The sequence below is a fragment of the Thioalkalivibrio sp. genome (assembly GCF_007692535.1).
GTDB lineage: Bacteria > Pseudomonadota > Gammaproteobacteria > Ectothiorhodospirales > Ectothiorhodospiraceae > Thioalkalivibrio.
In genome coordinates this window covers 1-22,567 of sequence record NZ_REBW01000112.1, presented here as the reverse complement: position 1 = coordinate 22,567, position 22,567 = coordinate 1, and the positions used below count along the sequence as shown (strand labels likewise).

Genomic DNA, 22,567 nt, shown 5'->3' with positions numbered 1-22,567 from the left:
CCTCCGGCGGCATAGGCTGTCGGGCGCCGAATGACGCTGCAAACTGGGTGCCAGCCTCCGATGATCGTTTCACCTTCAGCCATCAAGTTCCGATCCCTCCCCGCCGGGGCGCGCGTGTCACGGTCTTCTCAGGTCCGGACCCACTGAGTGCCGATGTCGATGGAAGCTCCCCTGCGGTACCGGATGGTCGGCGCGATCGTGCTGATCTTTGTCGCCGTTCTCGTTCTTCCCTGGATGTTCGACGGCGCTGGTTACGAGTCCATGCAGGGGCTTGAACAACCCGTTCCCGAGCGGCCTGAATTCGCCGTGCCGCAGACGCCTAGCGCCCCAGTGCCTGCGCCGATCGATCAGCGCGCCGACGAGGGCCGGGATGGGGGCGAGGTGCGGATCGCGGAGCCAGCGCCAGTTCCCGCCCCAGAGGCGCAGCGCCCGGCGGATACCGTGCCTGCTGCGCCGGCCCGCGCCGCCGGACCGGAGGCTTCCCGGCCCAGGACACCGGCGGCGACCGAGCCTGGGCCCGATGCGGTTGGCTGGGCTGTGCAGGTCGGCAGCTTCGGCCGTGAGGAGAATGCGCGCGAGCAGGCGCAGCGGCTGCGCGCCGATGGCTTCCCGGCGTTTGTCGAGCGCGCCAGCGCGAATGGCCGCGGAGTATGGCGCGTGAAGGTCGGTCCGCGGGCCCAGCGCGACGAGGCGTTGCGTCTGCGGGACGAGGTGCAGCGCAGAATGGACGTCTCCGGAATTGTGATCGCGCATCCCTGATGGCCCTCGGAATCGGCGCGACATCGACCGATGGGCCGCCCGCTGGGCGATACTATGCCCGGGGTCTGGGGTAGACTAGCGCGCTCCCGGGCTGCCGCGCTCGGATCGCAGCGGAATGCGCGCGGACAGGCGGCGGGTGGGCACAGTGACAGCCATGCACACGAGAGTCGGACGACGTGAACTGGATTGACTTCGTATTCATCGCGCTGGTGGCCCTCTCGGGGCTGCTCAGCCTCTATCGCGGTTTCGTGCGTGAGGTCTTCTCGCTGGCGACCTGGATCGTGGCGATCTGGGTGGGCGTGCGCTTTTCCGGAGATGCCGCCGCCTACCTGCCGGCCGCAGTCAGCGACGAAACCCTGCGCCTGGGGATCGCGTTCGCGGTGCTGTTCATCCTGGTCCTGATCGTGGGGGGCATTGCCGGTATCATCGCCACGCGCCTGGTACGGGGCACCGGCCTGAGCGGTACCGACCGCTCGCTGGGGGTCGTGTTCGGCTTGCTGCGGGGGGTGCTGATCGTGGCGCTTCTGGTCTTCGTCGCCTCGCTGACGCTGATACCCGAGGAGCCCTGGTGGCAGGAGAGCCGGCTGGTTCCGGAATTCGAACGTATCGTGGGTTGGGTGCTGGACCTGTTGCCGGAGGGGATCCAGGAACGTCTGCGCGACCTTCCCGATGAAGTCGATCCCGGACAGGGCAGCTAGAGACTTCCTGGAGTTCTGCTATGTGTGCAGTTGTCGGCGTAGTCGGTACCGCGGCGGTGAACCAGCTGCTCTACGACGCGATGCTGGTGCTCCAGCATCGGGGACAGGATGCCGCCGGTATCGTGACCTCCGACGAACAGGGGCGCCTCCACCTGCGCAAGGACAACGGTCTGGTGCGGGACGTGTTCCACGCGCAGCACATGCGGGGTCTGATCGGCAACATGGGTATCGGGCATGTACGGTATCCGACTGCCGGAACCTCGAGTTCCGCCGAGGCGCAACCGTTTTACGTGAACTCCCCCTTCGGTATCACGCTGGGTCACAACGGCAACCTGATCAATGCGCGGGAGCTGAAGCAGGCCCTGTTCGCGACCGATCGCCGGCACATCAATACCGACTCCGATTCGGAGATCCTGCTCAACGTCTTCGCCCAGGAACTGCTGCGCTTCCTGGACAATGGCCTGAACGCCGAGTCCGTCTTCAACGCCATCGCCCGGGTCCACCAGCGCGCCCAGGGTGCGTATGCGGTCGTGGGCATGATCGCCGGGCGCGGGCTGGTGGCGTTCCGGGATCCGTTCGGTATCCGGCCGCTGGTCTACGGCCGTCGGGAGACCGGGGATGGCGTGGAGTGGATGGTGGCCTCCGAGAGCGCGGCGCTGGATTCGCTGGGCTTCGAACTCGTGCGTGACCTGGCCCCCGGAGAGGGCATCTTCATCACCCCGGACGGTGAGGTCGCAACGCGCAGCTGTGCGCCCAATCCGACGCTCAACCCCTGCATCTTCGAGCACGTCTATTTCGCGCGCCCCGATTCGGTGATCGACAACGTCTTCGTGCACCGGGCGCGGATGCGTATGGGCACCCGGCTGGGGCAGAAGGTCCGGCGCATCTGGCCGGACCATGACATCGACGTCATCGTGCCGATCCCCGATACCGGGCGTACCGTGGCCCTGGAGATGGCCCACGAGCTCGGCATCAAGTACCGCGAGGGGTTCATCAAGAACCGGTATATCGGCCGCACTTTCATCATGCCGGGGCAGACCCGGCGGCGAAAATCGGTGCGGCAGAAGCTGAACGCGATCGGGCTGGAGTTCCGGGACAAGAACGTGATGCTGGTGGACGATTCGATCGTCCGTGGAACCACCTCGCGTGAGATCGTGCTGATGGCGCGGGAAGCGGGCGCACGCAAGGTCTATTTTGCATCGGCGGCGCCGCCGGTGCGATTCCCGAACGTTTACGGCATCGACATGCCCGCCGCCAGCGAACTCATCGCCCACGATCGCGACGAGGATGCGGTCTGTGCCGCGATCGGCGCCGATCGGTTGATCTATCAGGACCTGGACGACCTCGTCGCCGCGGTGCAGCGGGGCAACCGCTCCATCGAGAAATTCGACTGCTCGGTGTTCACCGGCGAGTACGTGACCGGGCTGGCGCCGGACTACCTGGACTACCTGGCCTCTCTGCGCGCCGATGTGGGCATGCCCGAGGCGGAGCCCGTGGCCGGCGAGGTCCTGGACCTGGCGAACAAGAAGTAGTGGCCGTCCCGCGGACTGTGGGGGGTGGGTGTCCACGTCCCGCGGGCAGCCGCGGATCTTGGGGTGATGGATGGTAGAGCCGCCTGAATGGCTGGACGCAGTCGTCGCCGATGCCCTGGTCCGCGAACCGCAGGGCTGGGGCCGGCCGGTGCTGATCGTGTGCGCGGACAGGCAGCGACTCTACGTCTGCGAGGCTGGGCGGGTGCCTCAGGTCTTCCAGGTGTCCACGTCGGCCCGCGGTATCGGCAACCGCGACGGAAGCCTGCAGACGCCTCGCGGCCTGCATTGGGTCGCGCAGCGGATCGGCGATGCGGCGCCTGCCGGGGCCATCTTCCGCGGTCGGAGCGACACCGGCGCAATCGCGGAGATCCTGACCGACCCCGCTGCACTTGGTACGGGCGACCGAATCACCTCGCGCATTCTCTGGCTGGAGGGCCTGGAACCTGGCATCAACCGGGGCGGGGATGTCGACAGCTTCGCCCGGTACATTTACATCCACGGCACCGACGAGGAGGGGCGGATCGGTTCGCCCGCATCGCATGGCTGCATCCGAATGCGCAATCAGGACCTGATCGGGTTGTTTCCCCAGGTGCCCCTCCATTCGCTGGTCGTGATCCTCGAGCGCGTGCCCTGAGGCTTGGCGTGCTCACGCGGACGCGTGCCGCTCGTCCCACGCGCGGAGGAGACACGACCCCCTGCTTCGCGCTCGATTGACCCGAGAATAGGACCTACAATAGGTAGGGGCTTTCGTCATTAGCCTGTCAGAATGATGGAATTATTCCTGAGTGGGATGGTCAAGAAAACGGAATGGAAGCACGAGCCGAAACGGAAGGCCTTACACATCCATAGCAGCAATGCCCGGAGGCGATGTATATGAAGTTGTCAACCAAAGGCCGCTACGCGGTCACCGCCATGATGGACCTGGCCATCCACGACCGCATCGGTCCCGTCACCCTGGCCGACATCTCCCAGTGTCAGGGCATCTCCCTGTCCTACCTTGAGCAGCTGTTCGCCAAGCTGCGCAAGGCGAGCCTGGTGGAGGGCGTACGTGGCCCGGGTGGTGGCTACCGACTCGCCAAGCGGGCGGACCAGATCAGCATCGCCAACATCATCATGGCGGTCGATGAGTCCGTAGACGTTACCCGGTGCAAGGGGCAGAAGGACTGTCAGCAGGGAGAACGCTGCCTGACGCACGAGTTGTGGGATGATCTGAGCCAGCAACTGTACGACTTCCTCGATGGCATCACGCTCGCCCAGTTCGCAAACCGGCCGGAGGTGCAGAAGGTTGCGCGACGCCAGGACGAGCGCCGGGCGCGGCATCACTTCATCTTCCGTCACGACGCCGCCTGACCGCATCGGCAGTCCGTCCACGGTTTGCTGTCACGATACGCCGGGCTCATGCCCGGCGTATCTGTTTTCGCCCTGCTGGTCCGGCATGAAACGCGGCGGCTTGACGCCGCATTCCATAGGGGCGGACGCTCGTGCAGCGACGAATCAGAATTGCGGAAGCCCATTACTACGCCCAGCAGCCATATGGAGTGCGGGAGCTTGCTCCCGCTATGGGGCGCCGGGAATCACCCAGCTACCCACAGCGGCGGCGAGCCGCCGCACTCCATAGGCGTTTCCGTTTTCACCCTCCTGGGTGCCGCGCGTCAGCCCTTCGCTTCGCCCAGGGCACGCCACAGCTGGCGCTGAAATTGCTCCCGCTCCTGCGCATCGAGGTCGGCATAGCGCAGGTGCGTGTAGGCCTGCGCGAAGTCCGCCAGCGGGCCGGCCAATTCGGGACGAGCGTCACGGACACGGGTGGCGTAGGCCGCGGCGGTCTCGTGGGGTTCACGCGCCAGGCCGTGGCGGCGCAGCCGTCGTGAAAGCCGGTCCAACGCCCGCTGTGCCGGATCCCGGCGGTCCCGAGGGCGGCGCAAGAGCGCGATCAACCCCGCCAGCACGCCCAGGCCGCCCAGGGAGACGGCCAGCGCGATCAGGACACTGCGCCAGTCGGTGGCATCGAGCCCGAAGCGTGCGAACAATTCGCGCTGGCGTTCCGGGTCGAAGGCCAGGACCAGGCTCTCCCAACGGAAAGTGGCGACGTCGTGCCAGTCCGATATCCGCAGGCGCCACTGCACCGTCCAGGGCAGGCCGGAACGGCGCAGGAATGCCGGCGCATCGATGTCCTCGCCGAACCACCCGCTCAGGCCGGTCTCGATGCGCTCCGGGGCGATCGCGGCGGTGGGGTCGACCCGGACCCAGCCCCGGTCCTCCAGCCAGACCTCGGTCCAGGCATGCGCATCGGCCTGGCGCAGGCGCAGGTAGTTGCCGGCATCCATCCATTGTCCGCCCTGGTAGCCGGTGATCACGCGCGCGGGTATGCCCGCGGCGCGCATCAGTACGGCAAAGGTGGAGGCGTAGTGCTCACAATAGCCGGCCCGCGACTCGAACAGGAATGCATCGGTGCGGTCACCCCGCAGCAGGGGCGGGCGCAGGGTGTAACGGAAGGGTTCCCCGGCAAAGAGCCGCAGCGCCTCCTGGACAATGGCCGTATCGTCGTCGCCGTGGGCGGCGCGCCAGAGCCCCGCCTGGACCCGCGCCCGAGGCGCGGCCGCGGCGGGAAGCGCGAGCGCCCGGGTCCGCTCCTCCGCAGACAGCGGCCATGCCGGGGGGGCGTCCAGGCGGGCGCGGCCCGAGTACTGCAGCCGGCTGTCGACCCGCCTGGACGTCAGCACCTGCAGATTGTCGAGGAGGCGGCCCTGATCGGGAATCCCGACGGGAAAATCCAGTACGGGCAGGTAGTGTGCGCGGGTGGGTTCCAGCGTCGCGGTATATGCGATGTCGCCCGGGCCGTCGCCGTCTGCGGGCACTTCCGGGCGTCCGCGGTCGACCCGCCAGCCGCGGCCGTCGAAATCGCTCATGACCAGCGCGCGCCAGTACTGCTGACTCGAGGGCGGGACAGGGCCCTCGAAGCGGACCCGCAGGGCGGTGGCCTCGTTTTCCAGCAACTGCGCGATGTCGCCGAATTCCAGGCGATCGGACAGGCCGGTCTGTCCGACCGGGTCCTCGTGGGGACTGCCCCAGATCGGCCCGGGGATGCGTGGGAAGACCAGGAACAGAATCAGCATGATCGGCAATGCGTGCACCATCATCAGGCCCGACGACCGCGCGAGCCGCGCGAGCGGCAGCACCCGGCCGCTGTGCACCTGGATGAGTGCGGCGGTGATCAGCCAGGCGGAGAGCAGGGAATACGCGGCGATCAGGATCGACTGGTTGAAGAAATAGGTGGTGACCACGACGAAATAGGCCAGGAACAGGGACACCACGATGTCACGCTGCGAGCGAATTTCCAGGAGCTTCAGCGCGACCATCACCAGCAGCAGGGCGGTGCCGGCCTGCTGCCCGAAGACCGTGCCGAACTCGGCAAACGTCAGCCCACCGCCCGCCAGGACCAGCAGGACCATCACCCAGCGCGGGGGCAGCTGGGTATTGGCGGCGTGGATCATGACACGCCACAGCCATGCCGCCAGCAGGACCGCGAAGACCCAGGGCGGCTGTTCCCAGGCGTGGGGCAGGGCCGCAACGGGTACCGCGGCCAGCAGCAGCCACAGACCGAGCAGTTCGGGAGGGTGCGCCGGGGTCCGTGTGAGCAATGCCATCACGCCGGGTTGCGTCCCGGGAGACCGAAAAGGGCCAGCGCGCGCAGGCAGCGGCCCAGGTGATCCGGTCCGGCGTCCGGCCCCAGCCGTTGGCCGGGAAGCCGCAGCCCGAAGGGCTGGCCCGCGGCATTCGCTTCCAATACCAGATGGCAGAGAACCGAGAGGCGATATTCCGGGTCAGCACCGGGCACAGCGTCCCAGTCCAGCCATGTCGGTGCAGCCTCACCGCCGGCGGAATCCCGCACGAACAGGCGGCCACTGCGGGCGACGGCCTTCCATGCGATCCGGTTGGGGGAGTCTCCCGGCCGATAGTCCCGGATCTCATCCGGGAGGGCGTCCCTGGCAGCGGGTACAGTCGTCTCTTCGCCATCACCGTCCGTTGCGGCAGCCTGCATGGCATCCGCCGGGATGGGCACCGGGTAGACCACGACCTCGGTGTCGAGGGTGAGCCAGGTCCAGGCCTCCAGCAGGCCCAGCGGATAGCGGGTGGAGAGGCGCTGGCGGGGCAGGCGGTAGATTCCACGCGGGCGCGCCTCCAGCGCAATCGCGACATCCACCGATGCCCCCGGCTCCAGGAAGGCTGGTGGACTTTCCCGTCCCCCCGCTGCCAGGCGCAGCGCCTCGCGCGGTCTGCCATCCGGCTCTTCGAGGCGCAATGCCAGCACCGGGGGGGCACCGGCGAACGCCGGTTTCACCGGTAGGACGGTGACCTTCAGTCCGAGCAGGTTGCGGTGCGTGTACCACATCGCGTTGTGCCCGATTCCGACGATCAGAAAGGTCAGCAGGAAGGCCATGTTGTTCGAATAGTTGATCGAACCCAGGAGCATCACCAGCAGGATCAGAAGCAGCATGTACCCCTGGCGGGTCGGCAGGATGTAGACACGGTCGCGGGTCACCCGCGCGCGCCGTCCGTCGGTCTGGTGCCGTCGCGTCACCCAGCGCACGAAGTCCTCGCGCAGCCGCCCCCACCGGGCGCGCAGGCCGTGATCGCGAGCCAGGTTCAATTTGCCGGAGCGCATTCCAGCAGCCGGGCAATGGTGGCCGCGCCGGGCTGCGACTCACGCGAAGCGACACGGTGGATGGCGACGGAGGGCAGGACCGCGCGTACATCGTCCGGCGTCACGAAGCCCCGGCCGTCGATCAGGGCGTAGGCGCGCGCCGCCTGGAGCAGGCCGAGTCCCGCCCGCGGTGACAGTCCGCTGCGAAACAGCGCCGGGTCGCGGCTGCCGCGCAACAGCGCCTGCACATAGTCGAGCAGCGCGGGGCGCGCACTGACGGCCGACACTTCGCGCTGCCAGGCCATCAGGTCCTCGGGTCCGGCCTCGGCCGCCAGCGGAGTGGTGGCATCACCCCTGCCGGAGCCTTCCAGCAATGCCCGCTCTGCGGCGCTGTCCGGGAATCCCAACTCGATGCACATCAGGAAGCGGTCGAGTTGCGACTCCGGGAGGGGATGCGTGCCGACCTGCTCGGCCGGATTCTGGGTCGCGATCACGAAAAACGGCTTGGGGAGATCGTAGGTGCGTCCATCGACACTCACCTGATGCTCCTGCATGGCTTCGAGCAGCGCACTCTGGGTCTTCGGCGGAGCACGGTTGACTTCGTCGGCCAGCAGGACCTGCGCGAAGATCGGTCCAGGGTGGAACTCGAACCGGGCACGGGCCTGCTCGAAGACCGAGACACCCACGACGTCCCCGGGCAGGAGATCGCTGGTAAACTGGATGCGCCGGTAGTCCAGGCCCAGTACCTGTGCGAGGGCGTGGGCGAGGGTGGTCTTGCCCACCCCCGGCAAATCCTCGATCAACAGGTGTCCGTTGGCGAGCAGACAGACGAGAGCCAGCCGTACAGCTTCCGGCTTGCCCAGGAGGATGCGGTTCAGGGTTTCCTCCACACGGATCAGGGTAGGCCGAATCATGCGTTCTGCCGGACTGTTCATGCGGTATCCTTGTTTGTCCTGCCTGTTGAGTCGGATTCCAACCGGGGGTTCCCCAGTGTGGAACCTATTATGGACCGTTGATTCCAAAATGAACCCTGGATCGTCCGGAAGCGCCAATGGCTGAGCGGGAGCATTCAGCGGACTCGATGTTGCGTTATTCGGCGCAGGAGGGTACCCCCGGCCGCGTGGTCTTTGCCGGCCGCATGGATGCCTACAGCGTCGGCCCCGTGTGGGCGTCCGTACTCGAGGCGGCTGCGCGGGTGGCAGGTGCCGACGAACTGGTGGTCGACCTCTCCGACGTGTCTTACTGCGATGGCGCCGGGGCTGCGTTGCTGTACAGCCTTGAACATTCGGCAACGCAGCGGGGCGGCGCTGTGCGCCTGCACGGCGTGACCGGGGCCATCGAGGGGCATCTCAAACCCTATCGCGAGGCGGAGACCGTGGTCTCGGCCCGTCCCCCGCAGGATATCCCGTGGACGCAGCGTCTGCGTGCGGGTGTGAGTTCGGTGGGGCATGAGATCTTTGCCCAGATCGCCTTCATCGGAGAGTATGGCCAGGCCCTGCTGCTTGCCATTCGCCATCCGCGCCGGGTCCGCTGGGGCGACACGCTGCGTGTCGCCGAGGCGGCGGGTTTCCAGGCGCTGCCCATCGTTTCGTTGATCGCCTTTCTGCTCGGTGTGATCCTTGCCTTCCAGTCGGCGATCGCGATGCAGCAGTTCGGAGCGGAGATCTTCGTCGCCGACCTGGTCGCCATTTCCCTGCTGCGGGAACTCGCTCCGCTGATGATGGCGATCCTGCTTGCCGGCCGCTCGGGTGCGGCCTTTGCCGCCGAGATCGGGACGATGAAAGTCAACGAGGAGGTCAATGCCCTGACCACCATGGGGCTCGACCCGGTGCGCTTCCTCGTGGTGCCCAAGATCCTCGCCGGCGTCTTCGTGGCGCCGCTGCTGACGCTGTATGCGAACCTGATCGGCCTGCTGGGGGCGGCACTGGTGATGCGGGGTTTCGGAATTCCGATGGTCGCGTTCTTCAACCAGGTCAGTGGCGCCGTGGACCTGACCGACCTGATGTCGGGTCTGTTCAAAGCGGCGGTATTTGGCCTGCTGGTCGCCAGCGTCGGCTGCCTGCGTGGCCTGCAGACGGGGACCGGAGCGGCGGCCGTCGGTCGGTCCACGACCAGCGCGGTGGTCAGTGCGATCATCCTGATCGTCATCGCGGACGGCCTTTTCGCAGTCCTTTTCTATCACCTTGGGATATGATTGTGGTTGATCTGAACAGGGGAGACGCCGACCCGATTGGCGACGACAACGTCGTGATCCGGGTCGAGGGCCTGACCATGGGCTTCGGTTCCATGGTGATCATGGAAAATCTTGACTTCACCGTGCGCGCGGGCGAAATCTTCGTCATCCTGGGCGGATCCGGGAGCGGCAAGAGCACCCTGCTCAAACACATGATCGGCCTGTATTCGCCGGTCGCCGGCCGAATCCTGATCGGCGGAGCGGACATGGCGCGGGCCGAGGGCGCCGAACGCGAGAACATCCTGCGGCAGGTGGGCGTGATGTACCAGATGGGTGCCCTGTTCGGTTCGATGAGCCTGCTGGAGAACGTGCGCCTGCCGCTGGAGGTGCACACGGATCTGCCGCTGGAGGCAATGAACCGAATTGCCCGTGCAAAGCTCCAATTGGTGGGACTCGCGGAGTATTGCGACTTCATGCCGGCGGAAATCAGCGGCGGGATGCAGAAACGCGCGGCCATCGCGCGCGCCATGGCGCTGGATCCCCAGGTCCTGTTTCTCGACGAGCCATCGGCGGGCCTGGATCCGATCACTTCGGCGGAACTGGATCAGTTGATTCGGCGGCTCGCCTCCAGCCTGGGCATGACGCTTGTCGTCGTCACCCATGAGTTGGCGAGCATTTTTGCGATCGCCGACCGGGTCATTATGCTGGACAAGGAGACACGTTCGATCATTGCGGAGGGGGACCCCAGGGTGCTGCGCGATACCAACGATCACCCCTGGGTGCGGCGTTTCCTGCGCCGATCGGAAACAGAGGACTTACCGGCATGAGCGCCGTACATCATTTTCGCCTGGGCCTGTTCATTCTCGGCGCCATCGCGGCCCTCATCATCGGGCTCACCGTGATCGGTACCGGGAACCTGCTGCGGCCCACGGTGATGATCGAGACCTATATCGACGGGTCGGTACAGGGCCTGGATGTGGGCGCACCGATCAAGTTCCGGGGTGTGACCATTGGCGACGTGACCCGGCTTGGCTTCACAGCCGTCGAATACCAGGACGACGCACCGCCCGCGGAACGCAAGCGTTACGTGCTTGTGGAGGGGCGTGTGCGCCCAGACCGGTTTGCCTCCAGCGCCCGCGAAGGTCTGTTCAATGAAGACCTGTTGGGACCCCTCGTCGCCGCGGGGCTGCGCGTACGCATGGCGGCCCAGGGCATCACTGGAATCAACTTCCTGGAACTGGACTTCGTGGATCCCGAGACCCACCCGGCCCTGCCGATCGAATGGGAGCCGCGCAACGTGTACATTCCCTCGGCCCCGAGCATCGCTGTCCAGTTTCTGGAGTACGCCGAGAATCTTCTGCGCCGGCTCGACCTGCTTGACATCGAGGGAGTCGTCGACGGCACGATTTCGGCGCTTTACACGCTCGAGCGTACCGTGGCGATGCTGGACCCCGAGGGCTTCAACCGCCATGCGGCTGAATTGTCAGAGCAACTGCAGCAGACCGCTGTCGAAAGCCGGCAGCTGCTGCAGGCCGCGGAGCGCCTGCTGCAGGACCCAGACATCCTGGCGCTACCCGGCGAAACTCGCGCCACCCTGCAGTCGGTGCGCGGGACACTGGCGGAGGCCGACATCGGCGACCTGGTTGCCCAGATCGAGCGGGTCGTGGTCCGGTTGGATCGCGGGCTCGATATCAATGAGCAACGACTTGCCGCGACCCTGGCGGACCTGCAGGCAGCCACCGGTACGCTGCGGTCCCTGACAGAGGATGCGCGCCGCAACCCGGCGGGGACCATCTTCGGCGCCCCACCGCCGCGAAGCACGATTGAACGGAGTCGCTGATGAACAGAATCCCCGGACGATGGGCCGCGTTCGCATTGATTGCGGCCTTGGGGAGTGGCTGCACCCTGTTGCCCGAACAGCCGGCCGTCGACCGGGCCTGGTTCCTGCTCGAGGTGCCCGAGGCCGCGCCGTCGGAGCCGCCGGGTTCATTGGTCGAATTGGACACTGTTCGGGTCGCCCCGGCGTTTGCGGGCAAGGGGCTGGTCTACCGCTTGGGTCCCTATCGCTACGAGTCGGACTTCTACAACGAATGGTTCCTGAATCCCCGCGAGCACGTCGAGCAACTGCTGCGCGAGCGCTGGACCCGCGAGGGCGGGCCCGTCACCTTGATCCCCGATGCCCGGGCACATCCGCAGGCGCGGCAACTCGACGTCCTGGTCACGGCCCTGCACGGGGATCTGGACGTCGAGGGTCCGGGGTTGGCACGGGTGGGCCTGCGGGTATTCGCCCAGGGTGCGGACGGTGCGCAGCTATGGGAACTGGCGCAGCAGGTGGAACTGGGTGCACGAACCCCGGAGGCGCTGGTCGCGGCGCTTTCCGCGGGCATGGCCCGCCTTTTCGAAGATCTCGAACGACGTCTTGGAGAATGACCGATGACCACCACCGTACATGACTTCAGTGCCCAACGCCTGGACGGAGCCCCGCAGGACCTCTCGGCGTACCGAGGGCAGGTTCTCCTGGTGGTGAATGTCGCCAGCGAATGTGGATTCACGCCGCAATATGCGGGCCTGCAGGTATTGCAGGAGACCTATGCCGACCAGGGTTTCCAGATCCTTGGCTTTCCGTGCAATCAATTTGGCGGCCAGGAACCTGGTGATCCGGATCAGATCGCCAGCTTCTGCAGCAGCCGCTTCGGGGTCGATTTCCCACTGTTTGCCAAGATCGAGGTGAATGGCAGTGACGCACACCCGCTGTACCGCTTTCTGAAACAGGCCGCGCCTGGTGCCCTCGGCACGCAGGCCATCAAGTGGAACTTCACGAAGTTTCTGGTGGGTCGGGATGGAGCCGTGGTCGGGCGATTCTCGCCCACCACGCGTCCCGAGGACCTGACCGGGGCGATCGAGAAGGCGCTGCAGGTGACGGGGCCGCAGAACGGCTGGGGGAGTCTCGGGTTTCCATGATGGCAATGTCCGGCAACCCGGTGCCCGAGGCGCTCGGTCAGGCCGAGGCCGACCGCTCCTGGATGCTGCTGGCGCTGGAAGAGGCGGCGGAGGGGGCACGGGCCGGCGAGGTTCCGGTCGGGGCGGTCCTGATTCGCGATGGCGAGTGCCTGGCGCGTGGCCACAATGCCCCGATCGGCGAGCGTGACCCGACCGCCCATGCCGAGATCCGCGTCTTGAGACAGGCCGCTCGCCGCGTCGGCAACTACCGGCTGCCGGGCACGACGCTGTACGTGACGCTGGAACCCTGCCCGATGTGTGTCGGGGCGATGATTCACGCCCGGGTCGCCCGGCTGGTTTACGCCGCGAGTGACCCGCGCACCGGGGCGGCCGGCGGCGCGCTGGACCTGGTGTCGCACCCATCGCACAACCATCGCCTGATCGTGACCGGAGGGGTCGAGGGCGAGCGTGCGGCGGAACTGCTGCGCGGGTTCTTTCGCGCCCGGCGTGGCTAGCGCCGCGATCTGATACCACGCTTTCCGCATGGCCCACTAGCCCTATAAGGCCAGCGGCAGGCTCAGATAGAGTGGGCTGCGGTCCGGATGATCGTTTGGCTGCGGGAACAGGTGAACGAGCCAGTCGTAATAGCTCCGGATGTTCTGAACATAGATGACGGGTTCCCAGCCGCGGGCGTAACCGTACCGGGTTTGCTGGTGCCACTCGCGCTGCGCCAGTTTGGGGAGCCAGGCCATGACGTCCAGCCAGAGGTTCGGATCGTCGCCACCCGCCTCGGCGAGCCTGCGGGCGTCGAGCAGGTGCCCCAGGCCGACGTTGTAGGAGGCGAGGGCCATCCAGGTCCGGTCGGGCTCGGTGATCCCTTTCGGGAGGCGCTCCAGCATCTGCAGGACGTAGCGGGCCCCGCCGTCCACGCTCTCGTGGGGGTCGGTGCGGTCGGCAACACCCAGCGATTGCGCAGTGGCGTTGGTCAGCATCATCAGACCGCGTACGCCGGTTGCAGATACGGCCGTCGGATCCCACAGCGATTCCTGGTAGCTCACTGCAGCGAGGAAGCGCCAGTCCAGCCCGTAAGCGAGCGCCACCTCCTCGAACAGCGGCCGAAACTGGTCGAGCCGCTCCTCCACGAGGCGCGAAAAACTGATGACGTCCACCAGATCGTGCACGTCGAGGTGCCCGAAATGGCGGTCGAAGAGCAAGTCGAATTCCCGCCCGGTGCGAAGAATGTTCAGGTAGGCATGTGCGGAGTCGATCAGGCTGTCGTCCAGACCCGGAGGAAACAGCCAGACCACCGAGGCTCGGCTTTCCAGCGCGATGGCCCTGCGCAATTCCGTATGGACCCGGCGCAGGCGGCTCAACTCGATCGAGGTCAGGAGCCCGTAGTCGACGTACCCCCGGCTCAGGGCAAAGACCAGTTCCGGGCCGTCGGCGTAATGGATGAATTCCACGCGCGGTTCCTGACCCACCGTGGTGGAGATTGCCCTGAGTTCGTCGGGCAGAGTGTGACTGGAGGTCACGCCGATCCGAGTGCCATCCGGAAGGTCGGAGATCGCAGTGACGACACCTCCGTATCCCTGCCAATACACCAGTGACTTCTGGATCGGCAGGACCTCGGGACCGACCGCGATACCCAAGTCGTCCCTCGGTTCGGTCAGAAATCCGGCGGCTATATCGACGCGGCGCGAATGCAGGAGCCGATGGGCTTCATCAGGACCCGTGACCGGGTGGAGTTGAAGCCGGGCGCCAATGTGTTCGGAAAATCCGCGCAGAAGCACGAGTTCGAACTGGTCCGAACCGTTGTTCATATCCATGAACGTCAGGTCGTGCGGGTGGCTGACCAATGCCGCGCGGAGTTCCTTTTTGTGCAGCGCGAGGCCCAGGGCGGAAGGAGTGTACTGCCAGGCCCAGATCAGGATCCCCGACAACAGAAAAGCGAAGACGCCGATCTCGATCCGGCGGCGCAGGCTGTTGCGGGGACGAAGATGGGATTGCCAGAGCATAAGCCGGGATCATAGCCCGGTCCCGGGCCTGCGTCGAAGCCGATGGGCGGTGCAGGAAATGTGGCGGTCTGCGACGGTCCGACGTGGGTGGCGGAAACTGAAAATCCCCCTGGAGGGGGAGGCCGGGGCCGGCCTCCCCCTCCAGGGGGGGCCGTTCAGAAGCTCATGAACAGCCCGCCGTTCAACTCGTAGTTCGCGCCCGTGATGTATGCGGCGCGATCATCGCAGAGCACGCCGACCAGATAGGCGACCTCATCCGGCTCACCCATGCGTGACATCGGCACCTGGGCGACGATCTGTTCCCGGACTTCCTCGGCCATGGCCTTGGTCATCTCGGTGGCGATGTAGCCCGGAGAGACGGTGTTGACCGTGACCCCCTTGCGCGCGACTTCCTGCGCCAGGGCCATGGTGAAGCCGTGCGCCCCGGCCTTCGCCGCGGAATAGTTGGTCTGGCCGAACTGTCCGCGCTGGCCGTTCACCGAGGAAATGTTCACGATGCGTCCCCAGCCGCGTTCGGTCATCCCGTCGACGACCTGGCGCGTTACATTGAACAGGCTGTCGAGGTTGGTTGCCATAACCGCCTTCCACTGGTCAGGTTCCATCTTGCGGAAGGTCTTGTCCCGGGTAATCCCGGCGCAGTTGATCAGGACGTCGATCGGACCGATACGGGCCTCGATGTCCTTGACCATGTCGCTGGAGGATTCAAAAGAGGAGACGTCACCGGAGGCAATCTCGAACACATTGCCTTCAGCCCGCTGCTTTTCCTGCCAAGCCTCGGCGTCGTCCTTTTCCGCCGGGTAATAGCCGGCGACGACCTTGAAGCCCTTGGCAGCCAATTCGACGCAGATCGCCGATCCGATGCCGCCGATACCCCCGGTCACTAATGCAATACGTTCAGCCATGAATCCTCCGTTGGCGGCCTGTCGGAGCTAGCCGGGGCGGACCCTCCAGGCCCGACCCGGCTGCTCCCGGCCGGTTTGCTGTCATTTACGCGGTAGCCTTGGCCGCCGCCTTCTTCACGGTTTCGCCGGCTTCCTGCATGTTCTTGCTGGCGAGCTGCATCTGCTTGTCCATCACGTCGGCGGCGGAATCGCGTGCCTCGGTGAGTACTTCAATCGCACTGCGGTAGTTCTTCAGCCACTCCTGACCGTATTCCTGGGTCAGCTTGGCCTGGCTGGTCACCAACTCCTGGTAGCCCTTGGCCTTGGTCGTGCCTTCCATACCCTTGGCGCTGGTCTCCAGCATGGTGTTGGTCAGGTCCAGTTGCTGCTGGAACAGCCGCTCGGTGGCGCGCATGTTGATTTCACCCAGCTTACGCATCGCTTCGAAGCTGCTCTGGGCCATTTCATTATAAGCATCGAACATCTGGTTTTGCATGATTATCTCTCCGTCAAATGCCACCACACCCGTTTGGTGCAGTGCAGCATTGTTGCGTTGCAGCATAAGCAAGCCCGCAGGCAATGTCAAGCCCGGTGAGAGGTTCTCGGCAGGATGAAGGAAGTATGGGTTCGGATCCTGGCATGCACCCGGACCACCGAAGGCTGGTCAGGACCCGAATGCGCTGCATGCAGCGCCCGCGTACGGCGTATGGGCAGGAAGTGAGCCGCTCGAGTGTGAGTTCTGGTGGGATGGGGTAGCGTCCGGTGTCGGGTCGGAGGTCCGACCGGCCGGTGGCTACGGGAGCTACTTCTTTCGCTCAGCCTCAGACTTCTCCTGGGCTTGCGACGAACGGCCGATCCCGGGCAGGTTGGCCGCGCGGAAAAAGCTGTCCTGCATCTCGCGCCAGAGCTCCATGTTGCGTTCGGTCAACTCGGTCCAGGTCTGCAGCGCGTCGCCCGGAACCATCTCGTCGAGCTGCGCTCGCATCTGCTCCTGCTGCTCGGAATAAAGCCTCAGGCTTTGATCGAGAAAACTGGAGAAGGCGTCCTGCAGTGATTCGTCGTAGAAGCGGATGAAGCGGGTGAGCATGTCGGTGGTGAACAGCGGGTTGCCGCCAGCCTCCTGCTCGGTGATGATCTGGATCAGGATGCCGCGGGTGATGTCATCGCCGCTCTGCGTGTCCACGACCTTGATGTCGGTCCCTTCGCGCACCAGTCGCTGCACATCGATCAATGTGATGTAACGACTTTCCTCGGTGTCGTACAGCCGACGGTTCGGGTATTTCTTGATCAGTCGTGGGTCGGTCACAAACGCTGCCCCTGTCAGCCTTTTATCCCTTGATTCTACACGATGACGGGGTGTTTTTCCGGCTCGCGGACAACCTCCCCGCGCGCCACAGAACGGGACGCGCGGGGGGCGGGGCCAAACAGGCTATTCGACGAGTTCGAGGGCCATCGCAACGCCTTGTCCGCCTCCGATGCAGAGTGTCGCCAGCCCACGTTTGGCGTCGCGCCGACGCATGCCGTGCAGGAGGGTGACCAGTACGCGGGCGCCGGAGGCGCCGATCGGGTGCCCGATGGCGATGGCGCCGCCGCTGACGTTGACCTTGGACAGATCCCAGCCCAGGGCCTTGTTCACGGAGATCGCCTGCGCTGCAAACGCCTCGTTGGATTCCACCAGATCGAGATCTGCGGGGCTCCAGCCGGCCTTTTCGAGGCAGTCACGGGTGGCCGGGATCGGGCCGGTCCCCATGATCGATGGATCGACCCCGGCAGCGGAGAAGGCAACGATTCGCGCGATGGGCTTCAGCCCGAGTTCCTTGGCCTTGCTCGCAGTCATGACGATGACCGCAGCCGCGCCGTCGTTGATTCCGGACGAGTTGGCCGCGGTGACCGTTCCATCCTTGGCAAACGCCGGGCGGAGTTTGCCAAGCCCTTCCGCGGTGACGCCGGCCCGGGGAAACTCGTCGGTATCGAAGATCTTGGGGTCACCCTTACGCTGCGGGATCTCGATCGGGACGATCTCGTCGCGGAAGACGCCGTCGCGGATCGCCGCCTCGGCGCGCTGCTGCGATTGCGCTGCGAACGCATCCTGTTCCTCGCGGCTGATGTCGTATTCCCTGGCGATGTTTTCCGCCGTATTGCCCATGTGGACGTCAGTGATCGCGCACCAGAGCCCATCGTTGATCATGGTGTCCTTCATTGCCCACTCACCCATCTTCACACCCGAACGCGAGCGGGGCAGGGCATGCGGGGCGAGGCTCATGCTTTCCTGGCCACCAGCCACCACGATCTCCGCATCGCCACAGCGTATCGACTGCCAGGCCAGATGCACCGCCTTGAGGCCCGAGCCACAGACCTTGTTGATGGTCATCGCCGGAACCGTGTGCGGGATGCCTGCCTCGAGAGCGGCCTGTCGCGCAGGGTTCATTCCCGCCGCGCCGGTCAGAACCTGCCCGAGGATGACCTCGCTCACCTGTTCGGGCTTTACACCCGAGCGTTCGAGCAAGCTGCGGATGACTGTGGCGCCGAGCTTGCTTGCGGGGATATCAGCCAGTGAACCCAGCAGGGTTCCAACCGGCGTGCGTGCGGCACCGACGATTACGATCTCTTCACTCATCTCCTGCTTCTCCTCTGGATGTCTGCCCTCTGCGGGTCTTGCGCGCCCAGGGCCTGGGGGGCCAATGTGCCGCCGATTATGGCATGCTTAAGCCCGCGTGCCTCAAGCGCCGTGGGCATTGCCTGGACGCCAGATTGCCAATACGGCAGTAACTTCGGCGCCGCGACGGAATGGTGCGTCGCACAAAACCCGTGCTAGTATCGTCAAGAGGTTCTAGTATTCGGAAGAGCGCAAGACCGCTGCGCGTGGCAACTATCAGGAGAAAAAGATGGCTGATTCGGATTCGACCGGCGACCAGTGGCTGGAAGCACAACGGCGCTATTGGGACGCATGGATGGACATGACCCGCCGCGGCCTCGATGCAGCGACCCCGGCACAAAAGGCCTCGGCGAATCCCTGGGCGGATGCGATGGAACAGTGGTGGAAGTCGGTTGCGCCGACTACACCCAAGCCCGCGCAGGACCTGCTCGGGCAGATGGTCAACCTGGGCAAGAGTTATTTCTCGATGGCCGAGGGCCTTGGGAAGATGGATCCGGCCACCGATACCACGCAGATCGTGGAGAACTGGACGCGGATGATGACCGAGGCATTCAGCAGCGCCAGCCAGGGAATGAACCCCTTCGCCGCAGTGGCGGGCAAGGCCGGTCGGCAGGGCCTCGCCTTCTGGGATCTGCCCTTCGACACCGTGTCGCGCACGATGTCGGCCGGGATGCCGTTCCCGGGCGACTTCATGAAGGCCTTCGAGGTCGAGCGGCCCACCGACGTGCGCGAACAGATGGATCGGATGCTGTCCGCTCCTGCACTCGGTTATGCCCGCGAGTCCCAGGAGCAGCACCAGAAGTTCACCCGCCTGCTCTTTGAATACGAACAGGCGATGAGCGAGTACCAGGCCGGCTTCGGTGGCCTCGGGTCCCGTTCGATGGAAGCCTTCAAGAAGCGGCTCGAGGATCGGGCGCAGGAAGGCGGTCCGGTGAACTCGATCCGCGAGGTGTTCAACATCTGGGTGGATGCCTGCGAAGAGGTCTACGCGGATTACGCGATGTCCGATGAGTATGCCCGCCGGTACGGGCGCATGGTCAATGCGTTGATGGCGGTCAAACACCAGGGTGCGCAGTTGGTGGACGAGTGGCTGGAGGCCATGAACATGCCGACACGTGGTGACCTGGGAACGGTCCAGCGGCGCCTGCACGACACCCGCGCCGAATACCAGAGACTCCGCGTGCAGAGCGAGTCGATGCGCGCCGAATTGGACGCAATGGCCGGACTCGGGAGCGAGGTCGAGGAACTGCGGGCCGAGATGGCGGAGTTGCGCAAGCAGGTCAAGGCGATGGCCTCGAAGGCCGCGCCCAAGGCTGAGACCCATGCCGAAACCAAGACGGAAGCCGCGGGGAAGTCCGCAACTGCGGGGAAGGGCGATGACAAGCCCGCCGCCGGCGAAACAGCCAAAAAGGCTGCGCCCAAGCGCGCACGGACCGCCAGCACCACCACCCGGAAGCCCAGCACTACGCGGAGGAAGACCCAGTCATGAGCCCGATCCAGATCCGACCCGACGAAGCCCTCGACGAGCTGACCAAGTTCCAGGCCAAATTGACCCACGGTGTCCAGAACCTTATGGACACCGACGACATCACCACTGGAGTGACGCCGAAGGAGATCATCTATCAGGAAGACAAGATGACGCTCTATCGCTTTCAGGCGCCGGCGAGCGTGGTGCAGAACACCGTCCCGATTCTGATCGTATACGCGCTCGTCAACCGCCCATACATGGCGGATCTGCAGGAGGACCGGTCCACCGTCCGGGGCCTGCTGGACGCCGGCATGGACGTCTACCTGGTCGATTGGGGCTATCCGGACCGCTCGGACCGATACCTGACGCTGGACGACTACATCAACGGCTACCTGGACCGTTGCGTGGACGTGATCCGGAAACGGCATCGGCTGGACGCGATCAACCTGCTGGGAATCTGCCAGGGGGGGACCTTCAGCCTCTGCTATGCGGCGACCCACCAGGACAAGGTCGCCAACCTGGTGACCATGGTGACCCCGGTCGATTTCCAGACCCCGGACAACATGCTGTCCAAGTGGGTGAAGTACCTGGACGTCGACCTGACCGTGGAAGCCCTGGGCAACATCCCGGGGGAGATGCTGAACTGGACCTTCCTGAACCTGAAGCCGTACCGGCTGATGGGGCAGAAGTATCTCGACATGGTGGACGTGCTCGACAATCCCGACCAGGTGGCGAACTTCCTGCGCATGGAGAAGTGGATTTTCGACAGTCCGGACCAGGCCGGTGAGGCCTACCGGCAGTTCATCAAGGACTTCTACCAGCAGAACAAGCTGGTCGAGGGAGGACTGCGGATCGGCCCGCACGAGGTGGACCTGAAGAACGTGACGATGCCGGTGCTGAATATCTTTGCGATGCAGGACCACCTGGTCCCGCCGGACGCCTCCAAGGCCCTGAAGAAGCTGGTCGGTACCAAGGACTACAGCGAGATTTCCTTCAAGGGCGGGCATATCGGGATCTACGTCAGCGGCCGCGCCCAGAAGGAGGTGCCGCCGACGATCGGAAAGTGGATCGACGAGCGGACCTGAAGCCCCCATCCTTCCAGCCGCGATCGCGACCGGAGGTCGCTTCTACAACGGGCCCCCCGGTAGGAGCGGTTTCCAGCCGCGCTTTCGCCCTTCCAGGCCGGGATCGCGACCACAGAGGTCGCTCATGCCCCTGGGTGGCGTAGGAGCGTCTTCCAGCCGCGATCCGGCCTCTGGTCTGGATTGCCGCCCGTGCCGATCAGGCCTTCAAGCGCCCGGTGGTCCAAAGTACACTGCGACGCTGCCCCGCAATGTCGCGAGCCACGCCGATGAACGAGCGTTCCGAATTCCGCCTGACCGTCTCCTGTCCGGACCGCATGGGTATCGTTGCCCGAGTGGCACGGCTGATCGCCGATGCCGAAGGATGGATCACGGAGGCGGCGCAGCACACCGATACCGAGGCCCACTGGTTCTTCATGCGCTGGGTATTCTCGCTGCCGGACGGCGGCGATGCCGATCTGGCCGGGCGCTTCGAGGGATTGGCCCCCGAGCTCGATATGCAATGGTCGCTGATGAGCGCCCAGGCGCGGCCCAGGGTCGTGATTCTGGTGAGCAAAGAGCCGCACTGCCTGACGGATCTGCTGGCGCGTTGGCGCTCCGGCGAAATGCCGATGGAGATTCCGGCGATCATTTCCAACCATCGCCTGCTGGAGGAGGTCGCGACCTGCTACGGAATCCCGTTCATTCACATCCCCGTGATGCCAGAGACACGCGACGAAGCCTTCCTGCGACTGCAGGAGCATCTGCGCGACCTGGAGACCGACACCGTGGTCCTGGCCCGTTACATGCAGATCCTGCCGCCGGACCTTTGCATGGAATTCCGGCAGCGGGTGATCAACATCCATCACAGTTTCCTGCCGTCGTTCGTGGGCGCGCGCCCCTATCACCAGGCCTTTGCACGGGGCGTGAAGCTGATCGGGGCAACCTGTCACTACGTGACCCAGGATCTGGATGCAGGTCCGATCATCGAGCAGGACGTTGCACGGATCCGCCACGATGACCAGGTGGCCGATCTGGTCCGCAAGGGTCGAGATGTCGAGCGCTGGGTTCTCGCGCGCGGGCTGCGCTATCACCTCGAAGGAAGGGTGCTGACCCATGGCAACAAAACCATCGTATTCGATTGAACGGAACGAGCACGGGCTGACTGCAAGCGCCGGCTTGCAATTTCGGGGCGTGCCCGCATGATGACGGCATGACGGATGAAACGCGCTTTCGTGTGACCTTTATCAATCAGGGCAAGGTCTACGAAATCTTCGCCCGGGAGGTCTATCAGGATCAGCTTTACGGGTTCGTCACGGTGGAGGAACTGCTGTTCGGTGAACGCTCGCGCGTGGTGGTCGATCCCAGCGAGGAACGGCTGCGCCACGAGTTCGAGGGAGTCCAGCGCTTTCACATTCCCCTCCACTCCGTGATCCGCATTGATGAAGTGGAGCAGGTCGGCACGGCGCGGATCCGCGACATGAGCCCGGGCGGGAACGTGCACGTCTTCCCCGGTGTGCTGCCGCCCGGCTCGGGCCGGGGAAAATAGGGCATTTATCTCCACGGGCGGAATTGCGGTTTGGTATGCTCTGGTTTAACCTGCGCAACCTCGCGAACACGGGCCGCGTCCCTGCGCGCGAGGTTTTCGGAGAGGTGGCCGAGTGGTTGAAGGCGCACGCCTGGAAAGTGTGTATACGGTAATCCCGTATCGAGGGTTCGAATCCCTCTCTCTCCGCCAGACA

General features: G+C 65.2%; 23 protein-coding genes and 1 tRNA gene. 16 read left to right on the top strand and 8 right to left on the bottom strand.

Annotation, left to right across the window (positions count from 1 at the left end):
* The first annotated feature begins 153 nt into the window (after positions 1-153).
* The 5 genes from EA346_RS05130 (at position 154) to iscR (ending at position 4,339) form a co-directional block, all read left to right on the top strand.
* Entirely contained in the window at positions 154-759 is a 606-nt protein-coding gene (locus EA346_RS05130; protein ID WP_296756323.1) for an SPOR domain-containing protein, read from the top strand.
* 176 nt (positions 760-935) lie between these two features.
* Positions 936-1,457, top strand: a complete 522-nt coding sequence (locus EA346_RS05125) for a CvpA family protein (RefSeq protein ID WP_296756322.1) — start codon at positions 936-938, stop codon at positions 1,455-1,457.
* A 20-nt stretch (positions 1,458-1,477) separates the two neighbouring features.
* Positions 1,478-2,989 carry an amidophosphoribosyltransferase gene (gene purF, locus EA346_RS05120; protein ID WP_296756320.1) on the top strand — a complete coding sequence of 504 codons (1,512 nt, stop codon included), beginning with the start codon at positions 1,478-1,480 and terminating at the stop codon, positions 2,987-2,989.
* 70 nt (positions 2,990-3,059) lie between these two features.
* Positions 3,060-3,623: a L,D-transpeptidase gene (locus tag EA346_RS05115; protein ID WP_296756318.1), complete on the top strand. Its 564-nt coding sequence runs from the start codon at positions 3,060-3,062 to the stop codon at positions 3,621-3,623.
* A gap of 239 nt (positions 3,624-3,862) precedes the next feature.
* Complete coding sequence (gene iscR, locus EA346_RS05110; protein ID WP_296756316.1) at positions 3,863-4,339, top strand: Fe-S cluster assembly transcriptional regulator IscR; 477 nt, start codon at positions 3,863-3,865, stop codon at positions 4,337-4,339.
* A gap of 302 nt (positions 4,340-4,641) precedes the next feature.
* On the opposite strand, the gene EA346_RS05105 is transcribed toward iscR, so the two are convergent.
* The 3 genes from EA346_RS05105 to EA346_RS05095 are packed head-to-tail and all read right to left on the bottom strand — an operon-like array spanning position 4,642 to position 8,545.
* The gene (locus tag EA346_RS05105) at positions 4,642-6,633 is read right to left on the bottom strand and encodes a DUF3488 and transglutaminase-like domain-containing protein (RefSeq protein WP_296756315.1); all 1,992 of its coding nucleotides are present in this window, start codon (positions 6,631-6,633) and stop codon (positions 4,642-4,644) included.
* Positions 6,633-7,652 (bottom strand): DUF58 domain-containing protein, encoded by a 1,020-nt coding sequence (locus EA346_RS05100; RefSeq protein ID WP_296756313.1) that lies wholly within the window; start codon positions 7,650-7,652, stop codon positions 6,633-6,635. Before EA346_RS05100 ends, EA346_RS05105 begins: the two co-directional genes overlap by 1 nt.
* Positions 7,634-8,545 carry an AAA family ATPase gene (locus EA346_RS05095; RefSeq protein ID WP_296756345.1) on the bottom strand — a complete coding sequence of 304 codons (912 nt, stop codon included), beginning with the start codon at positions 8,543-8,545 and terminating at the stop codon, positions 7,634-7,636. The genes EA346_RS05100 and EA346_RS05095 overlap by 19 nt, the downstream gene beginning before the upstream one ends.
* A gap of 167 nt (positions 8,546-8,712) precedes the next feature.
* On the opposite strand from EA346_RS05095, the gene EA346_RS05090 reads away from it, so the two are divergent.
* From EA346_RS05090 to tadA, 6 genes are all read left to right on the top strand, one after another.
* Complete coding sequence (locus EA346_RS05090) at positions 8,713-9,825, top strand: MlaE family lipid ABC transporter permease subunit (RefSeq protein WP_296756344.1); 1,113 nt, start codon at positions 8,713-8,715, stop codon at positions 9,823-9,825.
* A 77-nt stretch (positions 9,826-9,902) separates the two neighbouring features.
* Complete coding sequence (locus tag EA346_RS05085; protein ID WP_296756342.1) at positions 9,903-10,631, top strand: ATP-binding cassette domain-containing protein; 729 nt, start codon at positions 9,903-9,905, stop codon at positions 10,629-10,631.
* Positions 10,628-11,644 carry an MlaD family protein gene (locus EA346_RS05080; protein ID WP_296756312.1) on the top strand — a complete coding sequence of 339 codons (1,017 nt, stop codon included), beginning with the start codon at positions 10,628-10,630 and terminating at the stop codon, positions 11,642-11,644. The genes EA346_RS05085 and EA346_RS05080 overlap by 4 nt, the downstream gene beginning before the upstream one ends.
* Entirely contained in the window at positions 11,644-12,234 is a 591-nt protein-coding gene (locus tag EA346_RS05075; RefSeq protein WP_296756311.1) for an ABC-type transport auxiliary lipoprotein family protein, read from the top strand. The genes EA346_RS05080 and EA346_RS05075 overlap by 1 nt, the downstream gene beginning before the upstream one ends.
* A 3-nt stretch (positions 12,235-12,237) precedes the next feature.
* Positions 12,238-12,765 (top strand): glutathione peroxidase, encoded by a 528-nt coding sequence (locus EA346_RS05070; protein WP_296756309.1) that lies wholly within the window; start codon positions 12,238-12,240, stop codon positions 12,763-12,765.
* Positions 12,766-12,770: 5 nt separating this feature from the next.
* Entirely contained in the window at positions 12,771-13,259 is a 489-nt protein-coding gene (gene tadA, locus EA346_RS05065) for a tRNA adenosine(34) deaminase TadA (protein WP_296756340.1), read from the top strand.
* A 42-nt stretch (positions 13,260-13,301) separates the two neighbouring features.
* Here the strand turns inward: tadA and mltF are convergent, their stop codons facing one another.
* The 5 genes from mltF to EA346_RS05040 form a co-directional block, all read right to left on the bottom strand.
* Positions 13,302-14,759: a membrane-bound lytic murein transglycosylase MltF gene (mltF, locus tag EA346_RS05060; protein ID WP_296756308.1), complete on the bottom strand. Its 1,458-nt coding sequence runs from the start codon at positions 14,757-14,759 to the stop codon at positions 13,302-13,304.
* Positions 14,760-14,914: 155 nt separating this feature from the next.
* Positions 14,915-15,661: an acetoacetyl-CoA reductase gene (gene phbB, locus EA346_RS05055; protein WP_296756307.1), complete on the bottom strand. Its 747-nt coding sequence runs from the start codon at positions 15,659-15,661 to the stop codon at positions 14,915-14,917.
* A gap of 85 nt (positions 15,662-15,746) precedes the next feature.
* Entirely contained in the window at positions 15,747-16,202 is a 456-nt protein-coding gene (locus EA346_RS05050) for a phasin family protein (RefSeq protein WP_296756306.1), read from the bottom strand.
* A 240-nt stretch (positions 16,203-16,442) separates the two neighbouring features.
* Entirely contained in the window at positions 16,443-16,946 is a 504-nt protein-coding gene (phaR, locus tag EA346_RS05045) for a polyhydroxyalkanoate synthesis repressor PhaR (RefSeq protein WP_296756304.1), read from the bottom strand.
* Between the two features lie 123 nt (positions 16,947-17,069).
* On the bottom strand, positions 17,070-18,257 hold the full coding sequence (locus tag EA346_RS05040; protein WP_296756303.1) for an acetyl-CoA C-acetyltransferase: 1,188 nt from the start codon (positions 18,255-18,257) through the stop codon (positions 17,070-17,072).
* Positions 18,258-18,525: 268 nt separating this feature from the next.
* Here EA346_RS05040 and phaE point away from each other — a divergent pair, with 268 nt between their 5' ends.
* The 5 genes from phaE to EA346_RS05015 all read left to right on the top strand — a co-directional run bounded on the left by phaE (position 18,526) and on the right by EA346_RS05015 (position 22,563).
* Complete coding sequence (gene phaE, locus EA346_RS05035) at positions 18,526-19,785, top strand: class III poly(R)-hydroxyalkanoic acid synthase subunit PhaE (protein ID WP_296756301.1); 1,260 nt, start codon at positions 18,526-18,528, stop codon at positions 19,783-19,785.
* Entirely contained in the window at positions 19,782-20,849 is a 1,068-nt protein-coding gene (locus EA346_RS05030; RefSeq protein ID WP_296756299.1) for a class III poly(R)-hydroxyalkanoic acid synthase subunit PhaC, read from the top strand. Before phaE ends, EA346_RS05030 begins: the two co-directional genes overlap by 4 nt.
* A 266-nt stretch (positions 20,850-21,115) precedes the next feature.
* Positions 21,116-21,970, top strand: a complete 855-nt coding sequence (gene purU / locus EA346_RS05025; RefSeq protein ID WP_296756298.1) for a formyltetrahydrofolate deformylase — start codon at positions 21,116-21,118, stop codon at positions 21,968-21,970.
* Between the two features lie 68 nt (positions 21,971-22,038).
* A complete protein-coding gene (locus EA346_RS05020) occupies positions 22,039-22,374 on the top strand; it encodes a DUF1820 family protein (protein ID WP_296756296.1) in 336 nt (111 codons plus the stop codon).
* 98 nt (positions 22,375-22,472) lie between these two features.
* Positions 22,473-22,563: transfer RNA gene (locus EA346_RS05015), tRNA-Ser, on the top strand.
* Positions 22,564-22,567 lie beyond the last annotated feature (4 nt).

Excerpts from the sequence above, each read along its gene's own strand:
- EA346_RS05130 (WP_296756323.1), top strand. The coding sequence starts at position 154 with ATGTCGATGGAAGCTCCCCTGCGGTACCGGATGGTCGGCGCGATCGTG.
- purF (WP_296756320.1), top strand. The coding sequence starts at position 1,478 with ATGTGTGCAGTTGTCGGCGTAGTCGGTACCGCGGCGGTGAACCAGCTG.
- EA346_RS05115 (WP_296756318.1), top strand. The coding sequence starts at position 3,060 with ATGGTAGAGCCGCCTGAATGGCTGGACGCAGTCGTCGCCGATGCCCTG.
- iscR (WP_296756316.1), top strand. The coding sequence starts at position 3,863 with ATGAAGTTGTCAACCAAAGGCCGCTACGCGGTCACCGCCATGATGGAC.
- EA346_RS05105 (WP_296756315.1), bottom strand. The coding sequence starts at position 6,633 with ATGGCATTGCTCACACGGACCCCGGCGCACCCTCCCGAACTGCTCGGT.
- EA346_RS05100 (WP_296756313.1), bottom strand. The coding sequence starts at position 7,652 with ATGCGCTCCGGCAAATTGAACCTGGCTCGCGATCACGGCCTGCGCGCC.
- EA346_RS05095 (WP_296756345.1), bottom strand. The coding sequence starts at position 8,545 with ATGATTCGGCCTACCCTGATCCGTGTGGAGGAAACCCTGAACCGCATC.
- EA346_RS05090 (WP_296756344.1), top strand. The coding sequence starts at position 8,713 with ATGTTGCGTTATTCGGCGCAGGAGGGTACCCCCGGCCGCGTGGTCTTT.
- EA346_RS05085 (WP_296756342.1), top strand. The coding sequence starts at position 9,903 with ATGGGCTTCGGTTCCATGGTGATCATGGAAAATCTTGACTTCACCGTG.
- EA346_RS05080 (WP_296756312.1), top strand. The coding sequence starts at position 10,628 with ATGAGCGCCGTACATCATTTTCGCCTGGGCCTGTTCATTCTCGGCGCC.
- EA346_RS05075 (WP_296756311.1), top strand. The coding sequence starts at position 11,644 with ATGAACAGAATCCCCGGACGATGGGCCGCGTTCGCATTGATTGCGGCC.
- EA346_RS05070 (WP_296756309.1), top strand. The coding sequence starts at position 12,238 with ATGACCACCACCGTACATGACTTCAGTGCCCAACGCCTGGACGGAGCC.
- tadA (WP_296756340.1), top strand. The coding sequence starts at position 12,771 with ATGTCCGGCAACCCGGTGCCCGAGGCGCTCGGTCAGGCCGAGGCCGAC.
- mltF (WP_296756308.1), bottom strand. The coding sequence starts at position 14,759 with ATGCTCTGGCAATCCCATCTTCGTCCCCGCAACAGCCTGCGCCGCCGG.
- phbB (WP_296756307.1), bottom strand. The coding sequence starts at position 15,661 with ATGGCTGAACGTATTGCATTAGTGACCGGGGGTATCGGCGGCATCGGA.
- EA346_RS05050 (WP_296756306.1), bottom strand. The coding sequence starts at position 16,202 with ATGCTGCAACGCAACAATGCTGCACTGCACCAAACGGGTGTGGTGGCA.
- EA346_RS05040 (WP_296756303.1), bottom strand. The coding sequence starts at position 18,257 with ATGAGTGAAGAGATCGTAATCGTCGGTGCCGCACGCACGCCGGTTGGA.
- phaE (WP_296756301.1), top strand. The coding sequence starts at position 18,526 with ATGGCTGATTCGGATTCGACCGGCGACCAGTGGCTGGAAGCACAACGG.
- EA346_RS05030 (WP_296756299.1), top strand. The coding sequence starts at position 19,782 with ATGAGCCCGATCCAGATCCGACCCGACGAAGCCCTCGACGAGCTGACC.
- purU (WP_296756298.1), top strand. The coding sequence starts at position 21,116 with ATGAACGAGCGTTCCGAATTCCGCCTGACCGTCTCCTGTCCGGACCGC.
- EA346_RS05020 (WP_296756296.1), top strand. The coding sequence starts at position 22,039 with ATGACGGATGAAACGCGCTTTCGTGTGACCTTTATCAATCAGGGCAAG.